The following is a 21913-nucleotide window of genomic DNA, read 5'->3' as shown; positions in this document are numbered from 1 at the left end:
CGCGGTCGGTCGGGGCGGGCGCCATGGGCATGGTGGGCGCTGTGGGCAGGACGGTCAGGCCGGGCAGCGCGGGGACTGCGGGGCGCACGTTCCGGGCGTACCGGCGGCGCGGGGCACGGGCGGGTGGCCGTGAGGCCGCAGTGGTCAACTCCAGGCAGCGCACAGGGCGCCTCCTTCGTCAGGGTGCCGCTGGATGAAGGCGGCTCGGATGAGTACAGCCCCATCATGTATCCGAAACTTTTAATTAGCAAGACCCTAGTCGCGATACGGTGTTTCGTATCATCACATTAAGGAGTTGCGAAATGTCTGGTTCCGGCTCAACGGCGATACGATCGGCGACGTCGCGCGAGGAGGCCGAAGTGAGCAGTCCGTCCGTAGCCAGGCGCCAACTGTCAGCACAGATGCGCGCAAAACGGCTCGATGCGGGCATGACCATCGAGCAGGTAGCCGATGAGATCGAGTGGTCGAGTACGAAGATCTCGAACATCGAGACAGGCCGGTCAAAGAAACCTGCTGTGACCGACATCCGCGCACTGCTCGACCTGTATGGGGTGTCAGACACACGCGAACGCGACTCGATCCTCGCCCTCACACGGCAGTCACGTGAACGCGGATGGTGGAACCGCTACGACGACGTACTCGGAGGTGCTTACGCCTCTCTGGAGGCCGGAGCGAAGAACGTCCGCTTGTTCGAGCCTCAGTACATCCCCGGCCTGTTCCAAACACCGGAGTATGCCGAGGCCATCGCCCAAGCAACGCTCATCCGTGATCCGAACGACATCCAGCGGACCGTCGAGGCACGTATACGGCGGCAGGAGATCTTGACCAAAGAAGATCCGCCGGACGTCTGGGCGATCATCCACGAGAGTTCACTCTTGATGCTCAAAGCATCACCAGATCTCTTCAGGCCCCAGGTGGAACGACTCCTTCAACTGGCCGAGTCGCCGAACTCGGTCACTCTCCAGGTGCTGCCCGTGTCAGCTGGCCTACACGCTGGCATGGGTGGACCGTTCTCCGTCCTCGACTATGACGCCGCACCGTCTCTGGTCTTCTTGGAGACCAACACGGACGGGCTGTATCTGGAGAAGCCGCCAGAGATAACCCGGTACCGCAGGTGTTTCGACCGTCTGCTGGCCAAAGCGCTTGACCCAGATGCGGTCCCTGACTACCTGCGATCGCTCACCGCCTAGAAAGTCACAACCATGTACTCATCCACCGACGAACTCACCTTCCGCAAGAGCAGCTACAGCAACCCGTCGAACTGCGTCGAGGTCGCGAACGTGCCCGGTGGAAACGCGGCCGTACGTGACTCGATGAACCCTCAGTACGGCCACTTCCTCATCCCCGGTACGGAATGGGCGGCACTCCTGGGCTCCGTGCGAGGCGACGACGTGTAGCCGAACAGCAGACAGGCCCCGGAGAGATCTCTCCGGGGCCGTCCACGTACTCATCCGCTGCTGAGCGGACCTTCCGAGAGGACTACCAACCGGTAGCCAGTGCTCCTGTGCTCTCAGGGGACGTGTCCGGTGTCCGAGAGTGGAAGACGGTCCCTGACCGCTCCACGGAGCGATCAGGCGCGGCACGCTCACCGACCGGGGAGACACCATCACCACTCCACCACCGAGCTCACCTTCCACGGGAGCAGCTACAGCGACAGCGGCGACCACTGCGCCGAGGTCGCGGACGTGCCCGGTGGCACCGCCGCTCTCCGCGACTCGATGAACCCGCGCCAAGGGCGCTTCCTCGTCCCCCGGACCGACCGGGCGGTCCTCCCGCACACCGTCCGCCGCGAGGAGGGGTGCCAGGGGAACGGCAGCGCAAGACCCCGGAGTAGCGGGTGCTCCGGGGGCACGGCGTCCTCGAACCGTCAGGAGGGCACGTCACCCCTCCCCCAGGCCGGGCCGTGGTAGAACAGCGCCCGGCGCTCCTCCTCGGGAACGGGCGGATAGCCGGGCAGCTCCTCGGGTGCCACGACACGGCGCTCGAAGTAGCTGAGCCTGATCAGCGCGCCGTCCAGCCGGTACCGCACCTTGCGGCGCAGCCGGGGCAGCATCGCGTACAGCTCGTCGCCGGGACAGGCCGTGGCGTTGTAGTCCCGGTGCCCGACGATCGCCTCCGAGGGGTCCAGACCGTAGACCGAGCACAGCCAGGCACACGTGTCGGCCAGGGCGTCGAACAACACCTCCGGCGGCTCCTCCGACGTGTACAGGCCCTCGTTCTCGATCCCGATGGTGTGGCTGTTGTGGTTCGCGGTGTGCGCCCCCAGCACGTGCCGGCCGTCCCGAATCGCCGCCAGTGAGCGGTCCCGCCCCTCCATGACGTGGCCGCCGCGGCTGATCGTGAGCTGCTGGCCGGTGTCGGACCAGCCGTTGGTGTCCATGTGGTGGCGCTGGATCGCACGCGACAGCGCCGCCGCGTGCGACTTCGACGTGTCGGAGGTGTTCGAGGTGGCCGTGTGGTGCACGACGATGTGGGTCGGGGCCCGGTCCAGGACCTGGATGGCCACCTTGGGGGACCGTGCCCGCCAGTCCGACCTTGAGTACACCTTCGGCGCCCCCGCCGCGAACGCCGCGTCCATCGTGAGCGCGCCCACCGCTCCGCCGAGCAGTGCCCCCCCGGCCGCCAGTGCGGATCCGCGCAGCATCGTCCTGCGTCCCATTCGGGGCGGATGGTTCGGTCCTCTTCGCACGGACATCGTTGGTCGTCCTCTCTGTGCGGGGTACCGCTATATGCGATACCGACACAGAGAACACGATAAATTACATAGCGTAATCAACGATCAGGCGTCCCACCCGGGCGTGTCATGCAGACGCTACGGAAGACGGGCCCCGAACACACGAAGGCCCCGCCCGGGGAAGGACGGGGCCAGTGGACGCCGGGCCTCAGGCCCCGGTGATGTCCAGCTTGATCTGCGCGGAGACCTCGGGGTGCAGGCGGACCTGCACCTTGTAGGCACCCACGGACTTGATCGGGCTCTTGATCTCGATCCGGCGCTTGTCCAGCTCGGGACCGCCGGACGCCTTGACGGCATCGGCGATGTCCGCGGGCGTGACCGAACCGAACAGGCGGCCGCCCTCGCCCGCGCGCTGCTTCATGCGCACGGTGAGCGCGCCGACCTGGCCGGCGACCTGGCGGGCCTCGTCCAGGCTGCGGATGTCACGCGACTTGCGGGCGCGCTGGATCAGGTCGATCTGCTTCTGACCGCCGCGCGTCCACCGGATGGCGAACCCGCGGGGCAGCAGGTAGTTGCGGCCGTAGCCGTTCTTCACCTCGACGACATCGCCGGGGGCTCCGAGACCGTTGACCTCGTGGGTCAGGATCAGCTTCACGACAAAAACCTCCCTCGGACAAATCCCCGCTAGCGAGCGGTGCTGGTGTAGGGCAGCAGGGCGACCTCGCGCGCGTTCTTGATCGCGGTGGCGACGTCGCGCTGGTGCTGGGTGCAGTTACCCGTGACGCGGCGGGCGCGGATCTTGCCGCGCTCGGAGATGAACTTACGGAGAAGCGTGGTGTCCTTGTAGTCGATGTAGGACTGCTTCTCCTGGCAGAAGAGGCAAACCTTCTTCTTGGGCTTGCGCGCTGCCGGCTTCGCCATCGTGGTGCTCCTTCGCAAGAGCCCCGGGGTCCTCCCGGGGATGGTCTATGACACAGGAATGGTGGCCCGGCGCCTTGGCTGGCGCCGTGGCCGTGTACGGGTGCGGCCGCCTAGAACGGCGGCTCGTCGGAGAAGCCTCCGCCGCCGCCACCGAATCCGCCGCCGCTGTTGTTGGCCCACGGGTCGTCGGCCGGAGGACCGCTGCGCTGGCCGCCCTGCTGGCCGCCGCCGAAGCCGCCGCCCTGGTTCCCGTAGCCGCCGCCCTGGGGCTGTCCGCCCCCCTGCGGGCCGCCACCGAAACCGCCACCGCCGCCGAAGCCGCCGCCCTGGCGCTGCGTCTTGGTCACCTTGGCGGTGGCGTAGCGCAGGGCCGGACCGACCTCTTCGACATCGACCTCGAACACGGTGCGCTTCTCGCCCTCGCGGGTCTCGAACGAGCGCTGCTTCAGTCGGCCCTGCACGACGACGCGCGTGCCGCGCTGAAGGCTCTCGGCCACGTTCTCCGCGTACTGGCGCCACACGGTGCAGGTGAGGAACATGGACTCGCCGTCCTTCCACTCACCTGCCTGCCGGTCGAAGGTACGGGGCGTGGAGGCCACACGGAAGTTGGCGACCGCGACCCCGCTCTGGGTGAAGTGCAGTTCAGGGTCGTCGACGAGGTTGCCGACGATCGTGATCTGGGTTTCGCCTGCCATGGATCGGCTCCGGTTCGAGATAGACGGTTCAGGCGCAGGTCGCCTGTTCCCCCCGATCATCGGTGTCGGTACCGACACTCGACCGGCGGGAGGGGGGCGGGGGCTCCGGTGGGCGCCTAGTGGACCTCGGGCCGCAGGACCTTGGTGCGCAGGACCGACTCGGCGATGCCGAGCTGGCGGTCCAGCTCCTTGACCGTGGCGGGCTGCGCGGACAGGTCGATGACCGCGTAGATGCCCTCGGAGTTCTTGTTGATGTCGTAGGCCAGACGGCGCTTGCCCCAGATGTCGACCTTCTCGACGGAGCCGCCCTCGTTGCGGACGACACCGAGGAAGTTCTCCAGCGACGGGGCCACGGTGCGCTCGTCGAGGCTGGGGTCGAGGATGACCATGATTTCGTAACGACGCATAGGCGTACGTTCCTCCTCTGGACTGTTGCGGCCATGGAATCTCCATGGCAGGAGGGCAGGAGCCCGGGACGTTCCCCACAGGGTGCCGGTCGGGCTCTGAGCCATACGGAAGCCAAGATTACCAGCAGCCGCGCACCGTGTCGGCTGGTCTGTGGACGAGGGGCGGACGGCGAGGGGCCGGTACGCACCTCACGGCGCGTACCGGCCCCTCGGGCTCACCCGGCCGGGTCAGTCCTCCCGGAGAAGCACCACGCTGGCGTTGTTCTGCGGCCGTCCCGGCTGTCCTGTGCCGTCACTCGGACTCGTCGTGGGGTCCGTCGGGTCCGTCGTCGGGTCCGGGCACTGGGGTTGGAAGAGTCCGCCGCAGTCCTCGTCGGTCGGCTGCTCGGACGGGTCCCCGTCCTGGCACCACTCGACCCAGCCGTACTCGTCGCACACCTCCTGGCCGAACTCGCCCTCACAGTCGGGGTTGTTCCAGTCCTGGGGCATCTCGCACTCGGGGGTCTCCTCGTCGTCCGGGCAGTCCCGATCGTTGCCGTTGCCGTTGCCCGGCCGCTGGTCCCCCTCGCAGTCGTCCGCGGAAGGACTCTCGCTCGGGCTCTCGCTCGGGCTCGGGCTGTAGAACTTCTGGTCCTCACCGGTGTAGGCGGGCGGCGGGAAGTCCAGGACCTCCTGGCCCTCCATGGCCCGGGTCATGAACTCCTTCCACACCAGCGCGGAGGTGGAGCCACCGAAGACCGAGGCGTTGCCCAGGGTGTCGAACGCCAGCGGTTCACCGCTGCTGCGGCTGATCCCCACGGCCGTGGTCAACTGCGGGGTGTACCCCACGAACCAGGCCGAGACCGCGTTCGAGGAGGTACCGGTCTTGCCCGCCACCCTGCGGTCGGGCAGGGCGGCACTGCTTCCACCGCCGTTCTCCACCACCTGGGTGAGGGCGTAGGTGACGTCGGCGGCGATGTCGGGGCTGATGACCTCGGTACCGGTCTCCAGTTCGCCCGCGTCGTCCGGTGGCACCACGTCGCCCTCGGCGTCGGTCAGTTCGACGATCATGTGCGCCGGCATGTGGACGCCCTGGTTGGCGAAGGTGGAGTAGGCCGTGGCCTGGTCCAGCGAGCTCACCAGGTGGGTGCCCAGCGCGATGAGTGGACCGCGGGCGGAGGTCTCGATCTGCTCCGGCCCCACCCCGAGCCGCACCGCCATGTCGTCGACGGCCACCTCGCCGACCCGTGTGGCCAGGTCCACGTAGGGGGTGTTGTAGGAGTTGGCGGTCGCCTCGATGAGGTTGACCTCGCCGTAGTCGCCGTTGCCCGCGTTGTTGACCGGGCTGGCCAGGCCGGGGAACTCACGCGCGTTGGAGCCGTCGAGCGTGGTCCGCAGGCCGATGCCCTGGGAGAGCGCCGTGGCCAGCACGTAGGGCTTGTACGACGAACCGGCCTGTGTGCGGTGGGTCAGCGAGTGGTTGGTCTCCTCGGTGTAGTTGGCCCCGCCGTAGAAGGCGACGATCTCACCGGTTCCGGGCCGGACCGCGGTCAGGCCCCGCATGAGGTCCTCCGGCGGCCCCTCGGGAAGGGCGGCGAAGGCCTCCGCCGCGGCGTCCATCAGGTCCGGGTTGAGCGAGGTCTGGATCCGGTAGCCCTGGGTGGCGATGTCCCCGGCGGTGATGTCGGAGTCGTTGTAGCGGTCGGCGATCTCGTCCATGATCGCCTGGTGGATGTAGGGGATGGACGGGTCGCTCTCCGCCTCCTCACCGATCTGGTAGGGGATGCGCTCGGGGATCTCCAGCGCCTCGGCCTCGGCCTCGGGCAGCCCGCGCTCGCCGTCGGTCTCCTCATGCATCAGGGCCAACTGGTCCTGCATGTACGTCCAGCGCTCGACCAGGTAGTTCTGGGTCCACTCGTCGTTCTCGGTGGGGTTCTCGAACGTGCTGGGCAACTGGATGATCATGCCCAGGAACGCGCCCTCGGCGTCGTTGAGCTCGCCCACCGACTTGTCGAAGTAGCGCTGGGAGGCCATCTCGATGCCCGAGGCGCCCCGGCCGAAGTAGATCGTGTTGAGGTACCGGGTGAGGATCTCGTCGTGCTCCATCTGCTGGCCGAGCTTGATGGAGATGAAGATCTCCTGGACCTTGCGTATGTAGCGGTTCTCGTTGTTGAGGTCGCCGTAGTAGTTGCGGGCCATCTGCTGGGTGATGGTGGAGCCGCCGCCGGACTGGCCGCCGGAGAGGACCGCGCGCCCGATACCCACGATGTTGATGCCCGGGTCCTCGTAGAAGGTGCGCTGCTCGGCGGCGAGCACCCCGTTGACCACGGACTGCGGGATCTCCTCCCGGGTGACCTCGATGCGCTGGACCTCGCCGGTGGTCATCGCGACGTCCCCGCCCTCCCAGAGGATCTGGGAGGCGGATGCCTGCTGTTCGGCCCTGTCGTCGAGTTCGTTCGGGTCCGGCGCCATCGCGTACAGGATGGCGAACGCGGCCACGCCGCCGATGATCATCAGGCCGCAGACGGCCAGGGCGGGCTTCCAGGCCTTGGACAGGAACCGCTGCCACCAGGGCCGGTCGTCCCAGTCGTCCTCGTCGATGTCGGGACCGTACCCGTCGCCACCGCCGCCGCCCGCACCGCGTCCGGGGCCGCGGCGGCCCTCGACCCGCGCGGCGTGCTCCCGGTCGCGGGGGTCACGGGGGCCGCGCCCCCTGGGGTCTCTGGGGTCGCGCGGACCCCGCCCGTACGGGTCGCGGGGGTCTCTGGGGTCGCGGGGATCACGCCCGTACGGGTCGCGGGGGTCACGGGACGCCCGGGGGCCGTCGGCGCGGCGGCGGCCGCCCGCCGCGGCGGCGCTCTCCGGGCGTCGGCGCTGCATGTCGTCGGGACGACGGCGCGGAGCGTCCTCGGGACGGCGACGCGGCCGACCCCCGTCCTCCGGGCGCCGGCGCTGACCCGGGGGCGGACCCTCGGCCCGCCTGCCGCCCTCGGGGCGCAGGGGGTCGCGGTCGTCCTGGGGCCGGGGCCGCCTGCGGAACTCCTCCGGGGGACCGCCGAAGAAACCGCCCTCGCTCTCCGGGGGACGCCGACGCTGGCCCGGAGGGGGGCCGTCCGCCCTGCGTCGTCCACCGCCGCGGGAACCGTCGCCCGGGCCCTGGGCCCTGCGACGGCCGCCGCCGGCATTCCGTCGTCGTTCGGTACTCACGTGGTCCTCGATTGCCTCTCACGGCCGGTCGGCCTGACGATTCCGTGGTGGAAACGGGGGTTGCTCCCCCTGGGGGATCGGTGATCCGCGACCCGTCCGCGGTGACCGGCTGGAGGACGGAGGGGACCGACCGGACCGATACACCTGTTCGTTGAAGGCTTGTAGACAAGACGCCCGAAACCGGGCGCCGGTTTTCACCGGGTCGCGAAGACGTTGGCCGCTACTTCCTCCTGATCGTTGGCCTGCGGGAGCGCGGCCCGACGCCCCTGCCCCACCGTGGCGCGGTCACCACCGTGGCAGGGCGGCCTTTCGGGGGTTCCACCGACCGCTCACGCAAATCACAGGTCACGGTAGAGCGCGGGAACCGTATAGCACAACCCACGAGTGAGGGTAACGCGTGTGACCGAACACATGGACACACCGCATGTGGAACACACCGAAGGGGCAGATCAGAGCTTTCCGCACACGAGCCGGGCACGCGTCCGGCTCCTCCAGCGGCACAAGGGAATCCGGTATCGCCCCAGTTCGAGAACCCTGTGACATTGGGCTCTGTGTACTCCCACGAAATTTACTCCGGCCGCGCGCGCGGGGGCGGTTCCCGCCGCCGCCCGCTCCCCCGACCCGCCTCCCGACCGGCGACATGCCGTTCCGCTGAAGTGCGGGGATAGAGTCATTGGTTGATAAACCAGCCAGACAGGCATGTTCCCCCCGGGACTGTGAGCTGCGGTCGGGAACAGAACCGCCGCGTGTGCTGCTGACCACATACGGATAACGAACGCGGGGCGAGGTGCCCGGGCCGCGGCCGGGGAGGTCCCGCCGTCGTGCGCTGTGGGATCCATGTTCGCGGAGAAGAAGGAGCAAGGACCAATGGGTTCGGTACGTGTAGCCGTCGTGGGCGTCGGCAACTGCGCCGCCTCACTCGTTCAGGGCGTGCACTACTACAAGGACGCCGACCCGGAGTCCCGGGTGCCCGGCCTCATGCACGTCCGGTTCGGCCCGTACCACGTGCGCGACATCGAGTTCGTCGCGGCCTTCGACGTGGACGCGAAGAAGGTCGGGCACGACCTGGCCGACGCCATCACGGCGAGCGAGAACAACACCGTCAAGATCTGCGATGTCCCGTTGACCGGCGTGTCCGTCCTGCGCGGGCCGACCTACGACGGTCTGGGCAAGTACTACCGCGAGATGGTCCAGGAGTCCCCCGAGGACGCCGTGGACGTGGTCGCGGCACTCAAGGCCAGCAAGGCCGACGTCCTGGTGTCCTACCTGCCGGTGGGCTCGGAGGAGGCCGACAAGTTCTACGCCCAGTGCGCGATCGACGCGGGTGTGGCCTTCGTCAACGCGCTACCGGTGTTCATCGCCTCCGACCCCGAGTGGGCACAGAAGTTCACCGACGCGGGTGTGCCGATCGTCGGCGACGACATCAAGTCGCAGATCGGAGCCACCATCACCCACCGCGTCCTGTCCAAGCTGTTCGAGGACCGCGGCGTCATCGTCGACCGGACCTACCAGCTCAACTTCGGCGGCAACATGGACTTCAAGAACATGTTGGAGCGCGAGCGCCTGGAGTCCAAGAAGGTCTCCAAGACGCAGTCCGTCACCTCCCAGATCCCCCACGAGCTGAAGGCGGGCTCCGTCCACATCGGCCCGTCCGACCACGTGCCGTGGCTCGACGACCGCAAGTGGGCCTACATCCGCCTGGAGGGCCGCGCGTTCGGCGACGTGCCGCTCAACCTGGAGTACAAGCTGGAGGTGTGGGACTCCCCCAACTCCGCGGGCATCATCATCGACGCGGTGCGCGCCGCGAAGATCGCCAAGGACCGCGGGATCGGCGGCCCGATCCTGGAGCCCTCCTCCTACTTCATGAAGTCCCCGCCCGTCCAGTACAGCGACAGCGAGGCACACGACCAGGTGGAGCGCTTCATCGCGGGCGACGCCGAGTAACGGCGGCGTCCGCGCCCGGGGGCCTCGCCCCCGGGCGTCCCCCGGTCCGCGCGGGCGGGCGCCGGGCCTACTCTGGCGTTGTGTCCTTCTTCGGTGATCTGCGCGTGGTCCTCCGGGGACCGAGGTTCCGCCGACTGTTCGGTACCCGTCTGGCCTCGCAGTTCTCCGACGGGGTCTACCAGGCCGGACTGGCGGGCTTCGTCTTCTTCAGCCCCGAGCAGCACACGAGCGCGGGGGCGGTCGCGGCGGCGTTCGCCGTCCTGCTGCTGCCCTTCTCCGTCGTGGCGCCCTTCGCCGGCGTTCTGATCGACCGCTGGCCGCGGCGCCAGGTCCTGCTGCTGTCCTCCCTGGCCAAGGCGGCCCTCGGGGTGCTGACGGCCGTGCTGGTGGGCAGCGGCGCGGGGACCTCGTTCTTCGTTGCCGCGCTGCTGGTGATGAGTGTCAACCGCTTCTTCCTGTCCGCGCTCTCCGCGGCCCTGCCCTACGTGGTGCCCCGGGACAAGCTGATGATGGCCAACGCGGTCACCCCCACGAGCGGGACGGTCGCGAGCTTCCTCGGTGCGGGGACGGGGGCGGCGATCGGCCTGGTCGGCGGCGACGCGGCCCTGGGGACGGGGCTGATCCTGTTCGTCGCGGCGCTGGGCTTCGCCGGTGCGGCCGGGGTGTCGCTCACCCTGGGCCGCCGGGAGCTGGGACCGCACCTGGAGCGCGAACCCGAGGCGGTCCGGGAGGCCGTGGGCGGCGTGCTGCGTGGCATGGTCGCGGGTGTGCGCCACATCCGGGCCCGGCCCGCCGCCCGGGACGGGCTCCTCACCATCGGTGGGCACCGCGTCCTGTTCGGCCTGGTCACCCTGATGACGCTGCTGCTGTACAACAACACGTTCACCGGGGGCGGCGTCGCCGGGTTCGCGGGCTTCTCCGTGGTGACGGGGCTGTCCGGAGTCGGCTTCTTCCTGGGCGCGGTGGCCACCCCGTGGGCGACGGCCCGCATGAGCCCGAGCGCGTGGATCTCCCTGCTGCTGGGCACCGCGGCGATGGTGCTGGCGGTGTGCGGACCGCCGTTCTCGCCCGTGCTGTTCCCGGTGGCCGCGTTCGTCCTGGGCCTGGTCTCCCAGGGGGTGAAGGTCACCGTCGACACCCTGGTGCAGCGCCACGTCGACGACGCCTTCCGGGGCCGGGTGTTCTCCGTCTACGACATGCTGTTCAACGCCACGTTCGTGCTGGGTGCCGCGCTCGCCGCGGCCCTGGTGCCGCCGTCGGGCGTGAGCGTCCCGGTGGTGGCGGGGGCGGCGGCGGCCTTCCTGCTGATGTCCCTGGCGTGGGCGGCCCGCGCGCGGTGGACGGCCTCCCCCGAGGAGACCCCGGAGCGCGCCGCCTGACCGGCCCGGGGCAGCTCAGACAGAGGTGTCTCCGGTGGCCAGCCCCAGCGCCTCGCAGGCGTTGAGGAGCCGCCTGTCCCCACAGGCCACCACGAGATCACCGCTCTTGATGCGTTCAGCGGAAGCACAGTGAATCGCGTCGTATCCGGGCAGACCGCGTTCGCGGGCAAGATCAGCCGCACGTTCGACCAGTGCCTGGTCGACGTCCAAAACGTTGACCTGATGCCATATGTCGGCGAGTATCGCTTTCGCATCGGTGTACTGGGAAGCGGTGATCCTGCGCATTCGCTCGGCCTGCGCGAGCGCCGCTGCGGCTTCCGCGTAGAGGACACGGGAGGCGACGACGGAATCCGCCGCTTCCCACAGACGCTCGCACTTGGCAGATCCCGGTTCGTCGACCAGGAGGGGGACGAGCGCCGACGTGTCGAAGTAACAGATCACCTACGCTGCTCCTCCACCAGGTCACTCACCGTGCCCTCTGCCTTGATCCGCGCCGGGGCACTGCGCTTGGCCCTCCGAGCGGGTTTGACCTGACCTTCCAGGATGAGCTGGTCCAGTGTGCTGTGTTCACCCACCGGCACGATCTTCGCGATGGGCTTCCCGTGGTCTGTGACCGTGATGGTCCGCCCCCCTCGCACATCTCCGAGGTATCGGCTCAGTCCGTCACGCAGTTCCTTGATTCCGAGCCTCATGACTCCACCCTCCAAAGTGGCTACTTTTTCTCCATCAAATATAGCCACTTTCCAGGGTTGGAAACCTGAGTCGGGGCACACGGGATCCCCGCGATCCTCGGAGGCGTGCCCCGCCGAAGATGTCCCAGACGACGGCGAACGGTACCGAGACGGCCGGGCTCACAGGTGTTCGGCGGCCCACGCGCGCAGGGCGCTGGTCGCCTCCTCCTTGGACATCGGGCCGTTCTCCAGGCGCAGTTCCAGCAGGAAGCGGTAGGCCTTGCCGACGACGGGCCCCGGCTTGACCCCCAGGACCTCCTGGATCTCGTTGCCGTCCAGGTCCGGGCGGATGCGGTCGAGCTCCTCCTGCTCGGCGAGCTCGGCGATCCGGCGCTCGATGTCGTCGTAGGAGCGCGCCAGGGCCGCCGCCTTGCGGCGGTTGCGGGTGGTGCAGTCGGCGCGGGTGAGAATGTGCAGCCACTCCAGCAGGTCCCCGGCGTCACGCGCGTACCGGCGCACGGCGGAGTCGGTCCACTCGCCCTTGCCGTAGCCGTGGAAGCGCAGGTGCAGGGAGACGAGCGTGGCCACGTCGGAGACCACGTCCTTGGGGAACCGCAGCGCGGCCAGGCGCTTGCGCGTCATGGACGCCCCCACCACCTCGTGGTGGTGGAAGGTCACCCGGTTCCCGGACTCGAAGGCCCGCGTCTTGGGCTTGCCGATGTCGTGCAGCAGGGCGGCCAGCCGCAGCACCAGGTCGGGCCCGTGCCCGCGCTCGCGCTCCAGGTCGATGGCCTGGTCAAGGACGGTGAGGGAGTGCTCGTAGACATCCTTGTGCCGGTGGTGCTCGTCGATCTCCAACTGCATCCTGGGAACCTCCGGCAGGACGTGGCCGGCGATCCCCAGCTCGACCATCAGCTCGATGCCGCGGCGCGGGTTCGGGCTGAGCATGAGCTTGGTGAGCTCGTCCCTGATCCGCTCGGCGGAGACGATGGCGAGCCGGTCCGCCATGTTCCGGGCCGCCTCGGCCACCTCGGGTGCCAGCGCGAAGCCCAACTGCGCGGCGAAGCGGACGGCGCGCATGATGCGCAGCGGATCGTCGTCGAAGGAGTCCTCGGGGCGGCCGGGGGTCCGCAGCACCTTGGCCTTGAGGTCGGCCAGCCCGCCGAACGGGTCGATGAACTCCACCTGTGGCAGCCGTACGGCCATCGCGTTGACGGTGAAGTCCCGGCGCAGCAGGTCGTCCTCGATATCGGTGCCGTAGGCGACCTCGGGCTTGCGGGACTTGGGCGAGTAGGACTCACTGCGGTAGGTGGTGACCTCCAGTTGCAGGCCCCGCTTGCGCAAGCCCACGGTGCCGAAGTCGATGCCCACCGTCCACACCGAGTCGGCCCAGCCGTCGACGATCTCCAGGACCCGCTGCGGCACGGCGTCGGTGGTCAGGTCGATGTCGGCGGACTCCCGGCCCAGGAGCGCGTCGCGGACCGGCCCGCCCACGAGGGCGAGTTGCTGGTCGTGGGAGGAGAAGAGGTCACCGAGCTGGCCCGAGACGGGCTGGGCGGAGTCGACCAGCGCGGTGACCGCCGCCCGTTGCACCCCGGTCAGCGGGTCCCGCGGAACGTGCTGCGGGCGTTCTGCGGTGGTGTTCTCACTCGGAAACTCTGTGTTCGGCACACCACGCAGGTTAGGCGATCTTTCACGGGCGCACCGCCGTACCGCGTACTCAGCGGGGTCCGTCGGCACACCGCGTGAACCGGTGGAGAAGGTATCTTCGAGTGGAGTCGTGGGACGTACAGCCCATCTCGCGTCCACCCGTTCCGTCGTGTGCGCCGTGCGGGCGCCCTGGCCCCATCCGCCCCCGCTCCTCCGGTGGCCACCCGGACCCGAACCAGGAGACCGGTCAAGCGTTGCGTCGATTTGCCTCCGCGGCCGCGGTCATGGCCATGACCGCAGGGCTGCTGCCGATACCGGCCACGCTCCCACCCGTGGCCGCGGACCCCGCAGAGGGCGGCTCCGTCGAGCCGCTCGTCGTCGAGCGGCTCACCCCGGACGCGCTCGACGAGGGCAGCACGCTGGAGATCTCCGGAACGGTGACCAACACCACGCCGGAGAGCGCCGACGACGTCACCGTCCGCATGCGCTACTCGCGGCACTCGTTCCGCAACCGCGACGAGCTCTCCGACTTCGCCGCCGGCACCGGCTGGCAGCCCGACGCACCCGGACCAGAGGAACCGGTGGCCGAGGTCCTCGCGCCGGACGCCTCGGAGGGGTACGAGATCAGCGTCCCCGTCGAGGACCTGGGCCTGTCCGGCTTCGGCGTGTACCCGCTGGTGGTCGAGGCCGTGGACGGGGACGGGGACAGGCTGGGCGCCCAGTACACCTTCCTGCCCTACGCGGGCGGCGGCGAGGACGTCCCCTCCGTGGACATCGCGTGGGTGTGGCCGCTCATGGACGGGCCCCACCGCGCCGACGACGACACCTTCCTCACCGGCGACCTGTCCGCGTCCGTGGCCGCAGACGGGCGGCTCGGCCGCCTGCTCGCGGCGGGGGCGCAGTCACCGCTCTCCTTCGACCCCGGCGACGAAGACCTGGTGGAGCTCCTCGGCCTCGACGAGGAACCCGGCGAGGCCTCCGACACCGCCACCGCGCAGCCCGCGGAGTCCACGCCCTCCCCCGAGGGGACCGGGCCGGAGGGCACGGAGGCCGACGCCGCCGACGGCGGGGCCGAGGACACCGGGGAGGCGGACGCCGGGGGGGAGGAATCGGCCGAACCCGAGAAGGTCCCGGTCACCTGGGCGGTCGACCCCGCCACGCTCGACGACATCGTGCGCCTGGCGAGCGCAAGCCACGACGTACTGAGCGACCCCCTCGCGCTCTCGGAGGGCGCCGACCCCGGGCGGGAGGGGTCGCCCCCCGACACGGCCGCCCAGGTGTGGCTGCGCGAGGCACGGGAGGCGCTGGCCTCCGACACGGTGGTGGCCACCCCCTACGCCTCCCCCGACCTGGCCGCCCTGCTGCGCAACGACATGGGCGGCAGCGCCCGCGCCTCGGTCGCGGTCGGGCGGGAGGCGGTCCCGCGCGCGCTGGACAAGACGGCGGACGGCTCGTTCGCGCTCCCGGCGGACGGCCTCATGGACCAGGACGTGTACGAGTTCCTCGCCACGAGCGGGGCCCACCGGTTCCTGCTGTCGGAGTCGGCCAAGCCCACCGCCTCCTGGCTGTCGTCCACGCCCACCGCGCAGGCGCCGCTGGACCCGGTCGAGGGCGGCCCCGAGGAGGAGCCCTACGCCCTGGTCGCCGACGCGGGGCTGGCCGAGGTGCTGGCCATGCCCTCGCGCGAACCGGGGGAGGCCGCGCTCGCCCTCCAGCGCTTCGCGGCCGAGACCGCGATGATCGCCGGGGAGAACGCCGCCCAGGAGCGCGTCGTCGTCGCCTACCCCGGCGCCGACTGGGACCCCGGCACCGACATGGCCGAAGGGGTGCTGTCGGCCACCCTGTCCCTGCCCTGGCTGGAGGCGGAGCCGCTCGACTCCGTCGAACCGGCCCCCGCCGAGGAGCGCGAGACCACCCGGCAGGCCCTCACCTACCCGGAGGGCGCCTACTCCGAGGAGCTCACCTCCACCTACCTGAGCCAGGTGAGCGACGTCATCCGCGACGTGCGCCTGTTCAACAGCGTCCTCGTCGGCGGCAGCGACCCGTTCCGCCCGGCGATCCTGCGCCTGGAGTCGGTGCACTGGCGCGACCGGGAGACCCTCGCGGGGGTGACCAGGTCGCTGCTCTCCGACGCTGTGGAGAGCGACATCGACGACGTGCGCATCATCTCCGGAGAACCGGTCACGCTGGCCAGCAGCACGGGCACCACCGGCATCCTCGTCGCCAACGACCTGGAGGACGAGGCGGTCCACATCCACCTGTCGCTGTACTCAGAGAACTCCGAACGACTGAGCGTCGGCGAGTACACGCAGGACTTCGAGATCGCCCCCGGGGCCAAGACCACGGTCTACGTACCGCTCTCCGCCCGGATCAACGGCCGCACGGAACTGCACGCCAGCCTCCAGAACGCCGCGGGCGAGCCGATCACCACACAGGACACGGTGATCCCGGTCAACGCCACGGGGCTGGGCACCCAGGCCCTGGCCATCAGCGCCGTGGGCGCGCTGATCCTGGTCGTCGCGCTCGCCCCCCGCGCACTGCGCAAGTGGTCGCGCGACCGGGCCAAGCGTGCACGGGACGACGGTCCGGCCGCCTCCGGGGACGCCCCCGGGACGGCCGGACCCGACACGACCGAGGAGACGTCGCCGGAGGCGGACTCCACGCCCGACACGGACGAGGGCCCGGAGGGGGAGACCGCTCCGGGGCCCCGACGAAAGGAATCCTGATCCACGGTGGTCACCGACTCCCCTCACGGCCGCGGACGCCACCGCCGCCGTGCTTCCCAGAACCCGCAGGGCTCCGCGGAGAGCGCGCCGGACGGCGGTGCCGCCGCGGTGTTCGAGGAGGGGCCGCCGGTGCCTGACGACGGCGGCTCCGACGACGGCGGGCCGGGCCACGGCTCCGGCGGCCCCTCCGACCCGGGCGAGGGTTCCGGCAGCGGAATGATGCGGTCGAGCATGGTCATGGCCGTGGGCACCATGGCCTCCCGCCTGACGGGGTTCGCGCGAACCATCGTCCTGGGCGCGGCGATCGGCACCCACCTGCTCGGTGACGCCTACCACACGGCGCACACGATCCCGTTCATCCTCAACGACCTGCTCATCGGCGGCCTGATGGCGAGCGTCATCGTGCCGTTCCTGGTCAAGCGCCGCAAACGCGACGCCGACGGCGGCAAGGCCACCGAGGACCGGCTCTTCACCACAACCCTGCTGGCGCTGGGCCTACTGACCGTGGTCGCGGTCGCGGCGGCCGAACTCCTCATCTGGATGTACGGCTCCCGGTTCACCGACGCGCAGTTCGACGACTCGGTCTTCCTCGCCCGGTACCTGCTGGTCCAGATCTTCTTCATCGGCATGAGCGGGCTGCTCAGCGCCATGCTCAACACCCGCAACCGGTTCGGCGCGCCGGTGTGGGCTCCCGTGCTCAACAACCTGGTCATCATGGCGGTGGCCGGGATGTTCCTGTGGACGGCCGGCCCGGGGCAGGAACCGCCCGTGGACCACGCCTACCTGACGCTGCTGGGCGCGGGCACCGCCGCGGGCATGGCGCTCCAGGCCCTGGTGCTGTTCGTGGCGCTGCGCCGCTCCGGCTACCGGTGGCGCCCCCGCATGGACCTGCGCGGCAGCGGGCTGGGCGAGGCGGTGCGCACCGCGGGCTGGATGATGCTCTACACGCTCCTCACCCAGGCCGGGCTGTGGATCACCACCAACATCGCCAACGCCGCCAACGTCGCCGCCCTGGAGGCCGGGCACGACGTCGGTGCCGGTATCACCGCCTACAACCTCTCCTACCAGCTCTTCCAACTGCCGTACGCCATCATCGCGGTCTCGCTGATCACCGTCCTGCTGCCCCGGATGAGCGCGGACGCCGAGGACCGGAACTGGGCGGCGGTGCGCGCCGGGTTCTCCCGCACGCTGCGGGTCTCCGCCTTCATCCTGGTGCCGACGGCGTTCGCGGTCGCGCTGTTCGCCGAACCGCTGGCCATCCTGGCCTTCGCACGCGGCTCGATCTCGGAGCCCGACGCCGCCAACATCGGCCAGATCCTCGCGGTCATGGCGCTGGGCCTGGTGCCCTTCACCGTCTTCCAGCTCATGCTGCGGGTCTTCTTCGCGCTGGGCGACACCCGCACCGTGGCACTGATCGCCATCGCCAACCTGGCCGTGCACGGAGTGCTGGCCGCCGTCTCCTACCTGCTGCTGCCGCCGGAGAAGGTGGTCGTCGGCGTGGCCGCCGGCTTCATGGTCTCCTTCCTGTCCGGCCTGACCATCGCCGGGAACGTGCTCAGCCGCCGCCTGGGCGGACTCGACGGCAAGCACGCCCTCGGCACGCTGCTTCGCCTGCACGCGGCCGTCGTCCCCAGCGTCGCGGCCGGGTTCGGGGTGCTCTGGCTCTTCGACGCCCACGTCGGTCCGGGCCTGCTCACCTACATCGGCGCTCCGGCCGCCGGGTGCCTCCTGGGCGTGCTGCTGTACCTGGTGACGGCCAAGCTGCTGCGCGTTCCGGAGCTGACCGCGGCGGTGGAGCTCGTCCGCGGCCGACTGCGCCGGTAACCGCCACCGCCCCCGACGGACGACCGCCGAACCCGTGGGCGCCCGAACCGACCCGCTGCGGTGCGGCACCGCGTTCGAAGGATGCCCCGCCCCCCGAGACAAGGACGGCCCGACCGTGTCCACCCATGACGAGGACGAGAGAGAACGGCCCCCCGGCTCCGCACCGAGGGACAGGCGGACCCGGCACACGCTGGTCATGCCAGACGACGTGCTCGACCGCCTGGAGCGCTCCGAACCGGACACCGTCCCCGAGACCGGGCTGACGACGGTCCGGGACCCCAGCGACATCGGCGACGCGGGAACCGCCGACCGCGCGGGCCTGGAGGACGGCGACGAGATCGGCGGCACCTCCCACACCGCGCCGGGCAACATCGCCAGGTCCAGCGCCGTCATGGCGCTGGGCACGGTGGTCTCCCGCGCGACGGGGTTCGTCCGCACGGTCCTCATCGCCGCGGCCATCGGCACCCAGTTGCTGGGCGACGCCTACCAGACCGCGGGCATGGTCCCGTACATGGTCTACGACCTGCTCATCGGCGGACTGCTGTCCAGTGTGTTCGTGCCCTTCCTGGTGAAGCGGCGCAAGCGGGACGCCGACGGCGGCGAGCGGACCGAGCAGCGCCTGTTCACCCTCATGCTGGCCGCCCTCCTGGCGATCACGGTCCTGTCGGTCCTGCTCGCCGAGTGGTTCATCCGGATCTACGCGGGAGGGTTCGAGGGCGCCCAGTTCGAGGTGTCGGTCATCCTCGCCCGCTACCTGGTGCTCCAGATCTTCTTCATCGGGGCGAGCGGGATCGCGAGCGCCATGCTCAACGCCCGCAACCGGTTCGGCGCCCCGATGTGGGCCCCGGTGCTCAACAACCTCGTCATCATCGCGGTCTGCGGGTGGTTCCTGTCCCTCACCGTCGCCGACCCCACCCCCGAGGGCCTGCTCGCCGAACCGGGGATGCTCATGCTCCTGGGGCTGGGCACCGCCCTGGGACAGGTCGTGCAGGCCGTGGTACTGCTCTGGGCGCTGGCCGCCGCGGGCTTCCGCTGGCGTCCGCGCCTGGACCTGCGGGGCGCGGGGCTGGGCGAGGCCGCCGGCGCAGCCACGTGGATGATGCTCTACATCGTCGTGGCCCAGGCCGGCGCCCTGGTCTCCACCAACGTGGCCACCCGGGCGGGCGCGGCGGCGGCCGGGCTCGGCTTCGAGACGGGCTCGGGCATCGCCGCCTACAAGTTCGCGTCGATGCTGTTCCAACTGCCGTACGCGATCATCGCCGTGTCGGTGATCACGGCGCTGCTGCCCCGCATGAGCGCGCACGTGGCGGCAGGGCGCAAGGATCAGGTGCGGTCGGACTTCTCCCGGGGCTTCAGGCTGTCGTCGGTGCTGATCGTCCCCATCTCGGTGGCGATGTTCGTCTTCGCCGTCCCTTTCTGCGTGATGATCTACGCGCAGGGCAGTACGAGCACCGCCGACGCGCAGGCCATCGGGCGCATCCTCATGGTGTTCGTGGTGATGCTGGTCCCCTTCACGCTGTTCCAACTCCAGATGCGCGTGTTCTACGCCCTGGGCGACACCCGCACCCCTGCCCTGGTGGCGATCCCCTCGGAACTCGTCCACGCGGTGACGGCGGTGGCCCTGCTGTTCCTGCTGCCGCCGCAGGACGTCGTGGTGTGGCTGCCGGTGCCCTACGGCCTCTACTACATCGTCGGCTCGGTCATCATGTGGTGGCTGCTGCACCGGCGTCTCAACGGCCTGGACGGGCGCCGCACGGCACGGGCCCTGTCCAGGCTGTTCCTGGCCTCTCTGCCCTCGGCGCTGTTCGGGTGGGCGATGGTCCACGCCTTCTCCGGGTTCCCCGGTGACGTGTGGCCGACCCTCGCCTCGGTGGCGGCCGGGGGTGTGGGCGGTGGCGTACTGTTCGTCCTCACATCAAGAATCCTTAATGTGACAGAAGTCACATCTATGCTCGATATGATCACCACTCGACTGCGACGCCGCTGATCACCGCGAACGGACGACCTTGAGCCGACGATCACCTGTATGGAAGAGAAAGTGAACAGTGACCTCATCTCCTCCAAAGTTGCTGTTCAAGCGTCCTAGCATGGACAGGCACTGCTCCATTGAACTCTCATCCGAGCTGCCCGAAGGGAGGCTGGGGACAGCACACAGGGCCGACACCCCCTCACGGCACCTCTCCCCCGCGATCCGCCGCACCCGCCGCGGCGGAGGGGACACGGACGTGAACCCTCGGCACTGGCTCCCGTCACTCCCATCATGAGCACCTACATGATCGAACCCGGGGCGAAGCTGGCCGACCGCTACCGTCTCGACCACGTGGTGAGCGAGACCAGCGGGGCCACCCGTTGGAAGGCCACCGACGAGACACTCGCGCGCCCCGTCGGCGTATGGACCTTCCAGCCGGGCTTCCCCCGCGCCTCGGAGGTCGTCCGGGCCGCCCGGGCCACCAGCCGGATCCCGGACGCCCGCGTCACCCAGGTCTTCGACGCCGACGACACCGCCCCCCTCCCCTACGTCGTGGAGGAGTGGGTCATCGGCTCCTCCCTCGCCGACCTCATCGCCCAGGGCCCCCTGGAACCCGAACGCGCGGCCGGCCTGGTGGCCGAGGCCGCCGAGGCCATCGCCGCCGCCCACGCCGGCGGCCTGTACCACCTGTGCCTGAGCCCCGGCAAACTCATGTGGAGCAGCGGCGGCGCGGTCAAGGTCACCGGCATCGGTGTGGACGCCGCACTGGTGGGCGCACAGGCGGCCAACCCCGCCGCCGCCGACGCCCAGGGGCTGGGAAACCTCCTCTACGCCGCCCTCACCGGGTACTGGCCGGGCGGCGCCCGCGACGGACTGCCCGCCGCCCCCGAGGGCCCCGGAGGCCCCTACCAGCCCGAGCAGATCACCCCCAACGCCACCGAACCCCTGGCGTCCATCACCACACGCGCGGCGATGCCCTACCTGGCCGGGCAACTGGTGCCCGGACCACCGATCGCCTCGCCCGCGGAGTTCTCCGCCGCGATGGCCGACGTGCCGCGGTTCATTCCGCTGCCCGCCACCCCCACCGAGGCCATCCCCGAGCCCGAACCCGGTACCTCCCGGCGCACCGGTGAGCTCGAATCCGGCCCCCGCCGCTCCGCCAGGGCCGCCTCCGGCCCCCGTGCCGCGGAGCGCCGCCCCCAGGCACGGGCCCAGGCGCGTCCCGAGCGGTCGCAGGACCCCGTGAGGAAGATCGTCACCGGTGTGGTCGCCGCGGCCGTCTTCCTCGTGGTGGTCGTCGGCGCGTGGATCATCGGTACCGAGATGCGTCCCGGCGGCGGCGAACAGCCAGACGCCGACCAGAGCCCCGAGGCCTCCGACGGCCCAGAGCTGCAAGCGCTCACGCCCGCGGGCGCCGACGGCTTCGACCCGTTCGGGGACGGATCCGAGCACGGGGACAACGCCGTGCGCGCCATCGACGGCGAGGACTCGGGCGAGCCATGGAACTCCGAGGGCTACGACGACCCCCTGGCGGACCTCGGCAAGCCCGGTGTCGGCCTGATCGTCGACCTCGGCTCCAGCCAGGAGGTCCGCGAAGTGGTCCTGAGCACGCCCTCCAACGACTACCCCGTCCAGATCCGCGTGGGTGACGACCCGGCCTCCGTCACCGACCAGGCGAGCCTGGACGCCGCCCTGCCCGTTGCCGCGGAGGCGACCGCCAGCGGCCCGGGCAACACCGTTACGATCGAGGGCGGGGCCACCGGCCGGTACGTCCTCGTCTGGTTCACCCAGCCCCCCATGGACGGGGACAAGTACCGCGCGGCACTCACCGAGATCGAGATTCTGGGCGCCGGATAGCGAGCAACGG

The 21913-nt window shown here is 70.2% G+C and carries 18 protein-coding genes and 1 pseudogene; 9 read left to right on the top strand and 10 right to left on the bottom strand.

Features of this window, described 5'->3' with window-relative positions:
- Positions 1-302: 302 nt before the first annotated feature.
- From ACFHWE_RS05000 to ACFHWE_RS04990, 3 genes are all read left to right on the top strand, one after another.
- Positions 303-1190, top strand: coding sequence for a helix-turn-helix domain-containing protein (locus ACFHWE_RS05000; protein WP_416599408.1), 888 nt, complete (start codon positions 303-305; stop codon positions 1188-1190).
- Between the two features lie 12 nt (positions 1191-1202).
- On the top strand, positions 1203-1397 hold the full coding sequence (locus ACFHWE_RS04995) for a DUF397 domain-containing protein (protein WP_416599407.1): 195 nt from the start codon (positions 1203-1205) through the stop codon (positions 1395-1397).
- A 99-nt stretch (positions 1398-1496) separates the two neighbouring features.
- Positions 1497-1910 carry a DUF397 domain-containing protein gene (locus tag ACFHWE_RS04990; protein ID WP_416599406.1) on the top strand — a complete coding sequence of 138 codons (414 nt, stop codon included), beginning with the start codon at positions 1497-1499 and terminating at the stop codon, positions 1908-1910.
- On the opposite strand, the gene ACFHWE_RS04985 is transcribed toward ACFHWE_RS04990, so the two are convergent.
- The 6 genes from ACFHWE_RS04985 to ACFHWE_RS04960 all read right to left on the bottom strand — a co-directional run bounded on the left by ACFHWE_RS04985 (position 1868) and on the right by ACFHWE_RS04960 (position 7190).
- Positions 1868-2659 (bottom strand): peptidoglycan recognition family protein, encoded by a 792-nt coding sequence (locus tag ACFHWE_RS04985; protein WP_416599405.1) that lies wholly within the window; start codon positions 2657-2659, stop codon positions 1868-1870. The genes ACFHWE_RS04990 and ACFHWE_RS04985 overlap by 43 nt on opposite strands.
- Before the next feature lie 223 nt (positions 2660-2882).
- Complete coding sequence (rplI, locus tag ACFHWE_RS04980) at positions 2883-3329, bottom strand: 50S ribosomal protein L9 (protein WP_416599404.1); 447 nt, start codon at positions 3327-3329, stop codon at positions 2883-2885.
- Between the two features lie 29 nt (positions 3330-3358).
- Positions 3359-3595 carry a 30S ribosomal protein S18 gene (gene rpsR, locus ACFHWE_RS04975; RefSeq protein ID WP_013155832.1) on the bottom strand — a complete coding sequence of 79 codons (237 nt, stop codon included), beginning with the start codon at positions 3593-3595 and terminating at the stop codon, positions 3359-3361.
- 110 nt (positions 3596-3705) lie between these two features.
- The gene (locus ACFHWE_RS04970; RefSeq protein ID WP_416599403.1) at positions 3706-4290 is read right to left on the bottom strand and encodes a single-stranded DNA-binding protein; all 585 of its coding nucleotides are present in this window, start codon (positions 4288-4290) and stop codon (positions 3706-3708) included.
- 116 nt (positions 4291-4406) lie between these two features.
- A complete protein-coding gene (gene rpsF, locus ACFHWE_RS04965) occupies positions 4407-4697 on the bottom strand; it encodes a 30S ribosomal protein S6 (RefSeq protein WP_416599402.1) in 291 nt (96 codons plus the stop codon).
- A 228-nt stretch (positions 4698-4925) separates the two neighbouring features.
- Entirely contained in the window at positions 4926-7190 is a 2265-nt protein-coding gene (locus ACFHWE_RS04960) for a transglycosylase domain-containing protein (RefSeq protein ID WP_416599470.1), read from the bottom strand.
- Positions 7191-8750: 1560 nt separating this feature from the next.
- Between ACFHWE_RS04960 and ACFHWE_RS04955 the strand changes: the two genes are divergently transcribed.
- Together ACFHWE_RS04955 and ACFHWE_RS04950 are read left to right on the top strand one after the other, a co-directional pair.
- Entirely contained in the window at positions 8751-9827 is a 1077-nt protein-coding gene (locus tag ACFHWE_RS04955) for an inositol-3-phosphate synthase (RefSeq protein ID WP_416599401.1), read from the top strand.
- Positions 9828-9907: 80 nt separating this feature from the next.
- Entirely contained in the window at positions 9908-11206 is a 1299-nt protein-coding gene (locus tag ACFHWE_RS04950; RefSeq protein WP_416599400.1) for an MFS transporter, read from the top strand.
- 15 nt (positions 11207-11221) lie between these two features.
- Here the strand turns inward: ACFHWE_RS04950 and ACFHWE_RS04945 are convergent, their stop codons facing one another.
- From ACFHWE_RS04945 to ACFHWE_RS04930, 4 genes and pseudogenes are all read right to left on the bottom strand, one after another.
- Entirely contained in the window at positions 11222-11647 is a 426-nt protein-coding gene (locus ACFHWE_RS04945; RefSeq protein ID WP_416599399.1) for a type II toxin-antitoxin system VapC family toxin, read from the bottom strand.
- On the bottom strand, positions 11644-11781 hold the full coding sequence (locus tag ACFHWE_RS04940; protein WP_416599477.1) for a hypothetical protein: 138 nt from the start codon (positions 11779-11781) through the stop codon (positions 11644-11646). Before ACFHWE_RS04940 ends, ACFHWE_RS04945 begins: the two co-directional genes overlap by 4 nt.
- Positions 11782-11790: 9 nt before the next feature.
- A pseudogene (locus ACFHWE_RS04935) lies at positions 11791-11898 on the bottom strand (type II toxin-antitoxin system Phd/YefM family antitoxin); the annotation flags it as partial.
- A gap of 159 nt (positions 11899-12057) precedes the next feature.
- Positions 12058-13548 (bottom strand): CCA tRNA nucleotidyltransferase, encoded by a 1491-nt coding sequence (locus ACFHWE_RS04930; protein WP_416599398.1) that lies wholly within the window; start codon positions 13546-13548, stop codon positions 12058-12060.
- Between the two features lie 233 nt (positions 13549-13781).
- Between ACFHWE_RS04930 and ACFHWE_RS04925 the strand changes: the two genes are divergently transcribed.
- The 4 genes from ACFHWE_RS04925 to ACFHWE_RS04910 all read left to right on the top strand — a co-directional run bounded on the left by ACFHWE_RS04925 (position 13782) and on the right by ACFHWE_RS04910 (position 21903).
- Positions 13782-16253 carry a DUF6049 family protein gene (locus ACFHWE_RS04925; RefSeq protein ID WP_416599397.1) on the top strand — a complete coding sequence of 824 codons (2472 nt, stop codon included), beginning with the start codon at positions 13782-13784 and terminating at the stop codon, positions 16251-16253.
- Positions 16254-16259: 6 nt separating this feature from the next.
- Positions 16260-18077, top strand: a complete 1818-nt coding sequence (gene murJ, locus ACFHWE_RS04920; protein WP_416599396.1) for a murein biosynthesis integral membrane protein MurJ — start codon at positions 16260-16262, stop codon at positions 18075-18077.
- A gap of 196 nt (positions 18078-18273) precedes the next feature.
- Positions 18274-20064 (top strand): murein biosynthesis integral membrane protein MurJ, encoded by a 1791-nt coding sequence (gene murJ / locus ACFHWE_RS04915; RefSeq protein WP_416599469.1) that lies wholly within the window; start codon positions 18274-18276, stop codon positions 20062-20064.
- A gap of 273 nt (positions 20065-20337) precedes the next feature.
- Positions 20338-21903 (top strand): hypothetical protein, encoded by a 1566-nt coding sequence (locus ACFHWE_RS04910; RefSeq protein ID WP_416599395.1) that lies wholly within the window; start codon positions 20338-20340, stop codon positions 21901-21903.
- Positions 21904-21913: the final 10 nt, after the last annotated feature.

The sequence above is a fragment of the Nocardiopsis sp. LOL_012 genome, from assembly GCF_048060475.1.
Lineage (GTDB): Bacteria > Actinomycetota > Actinomycetes > Streptosporangiales > Streptosporangiaceae > Nocardiopsis.
The sequence above is the reverse complement of the archived record's forward strand: the minus strand, read 5'-3'. Positions and strand labels throughout refer to the sequence as shown.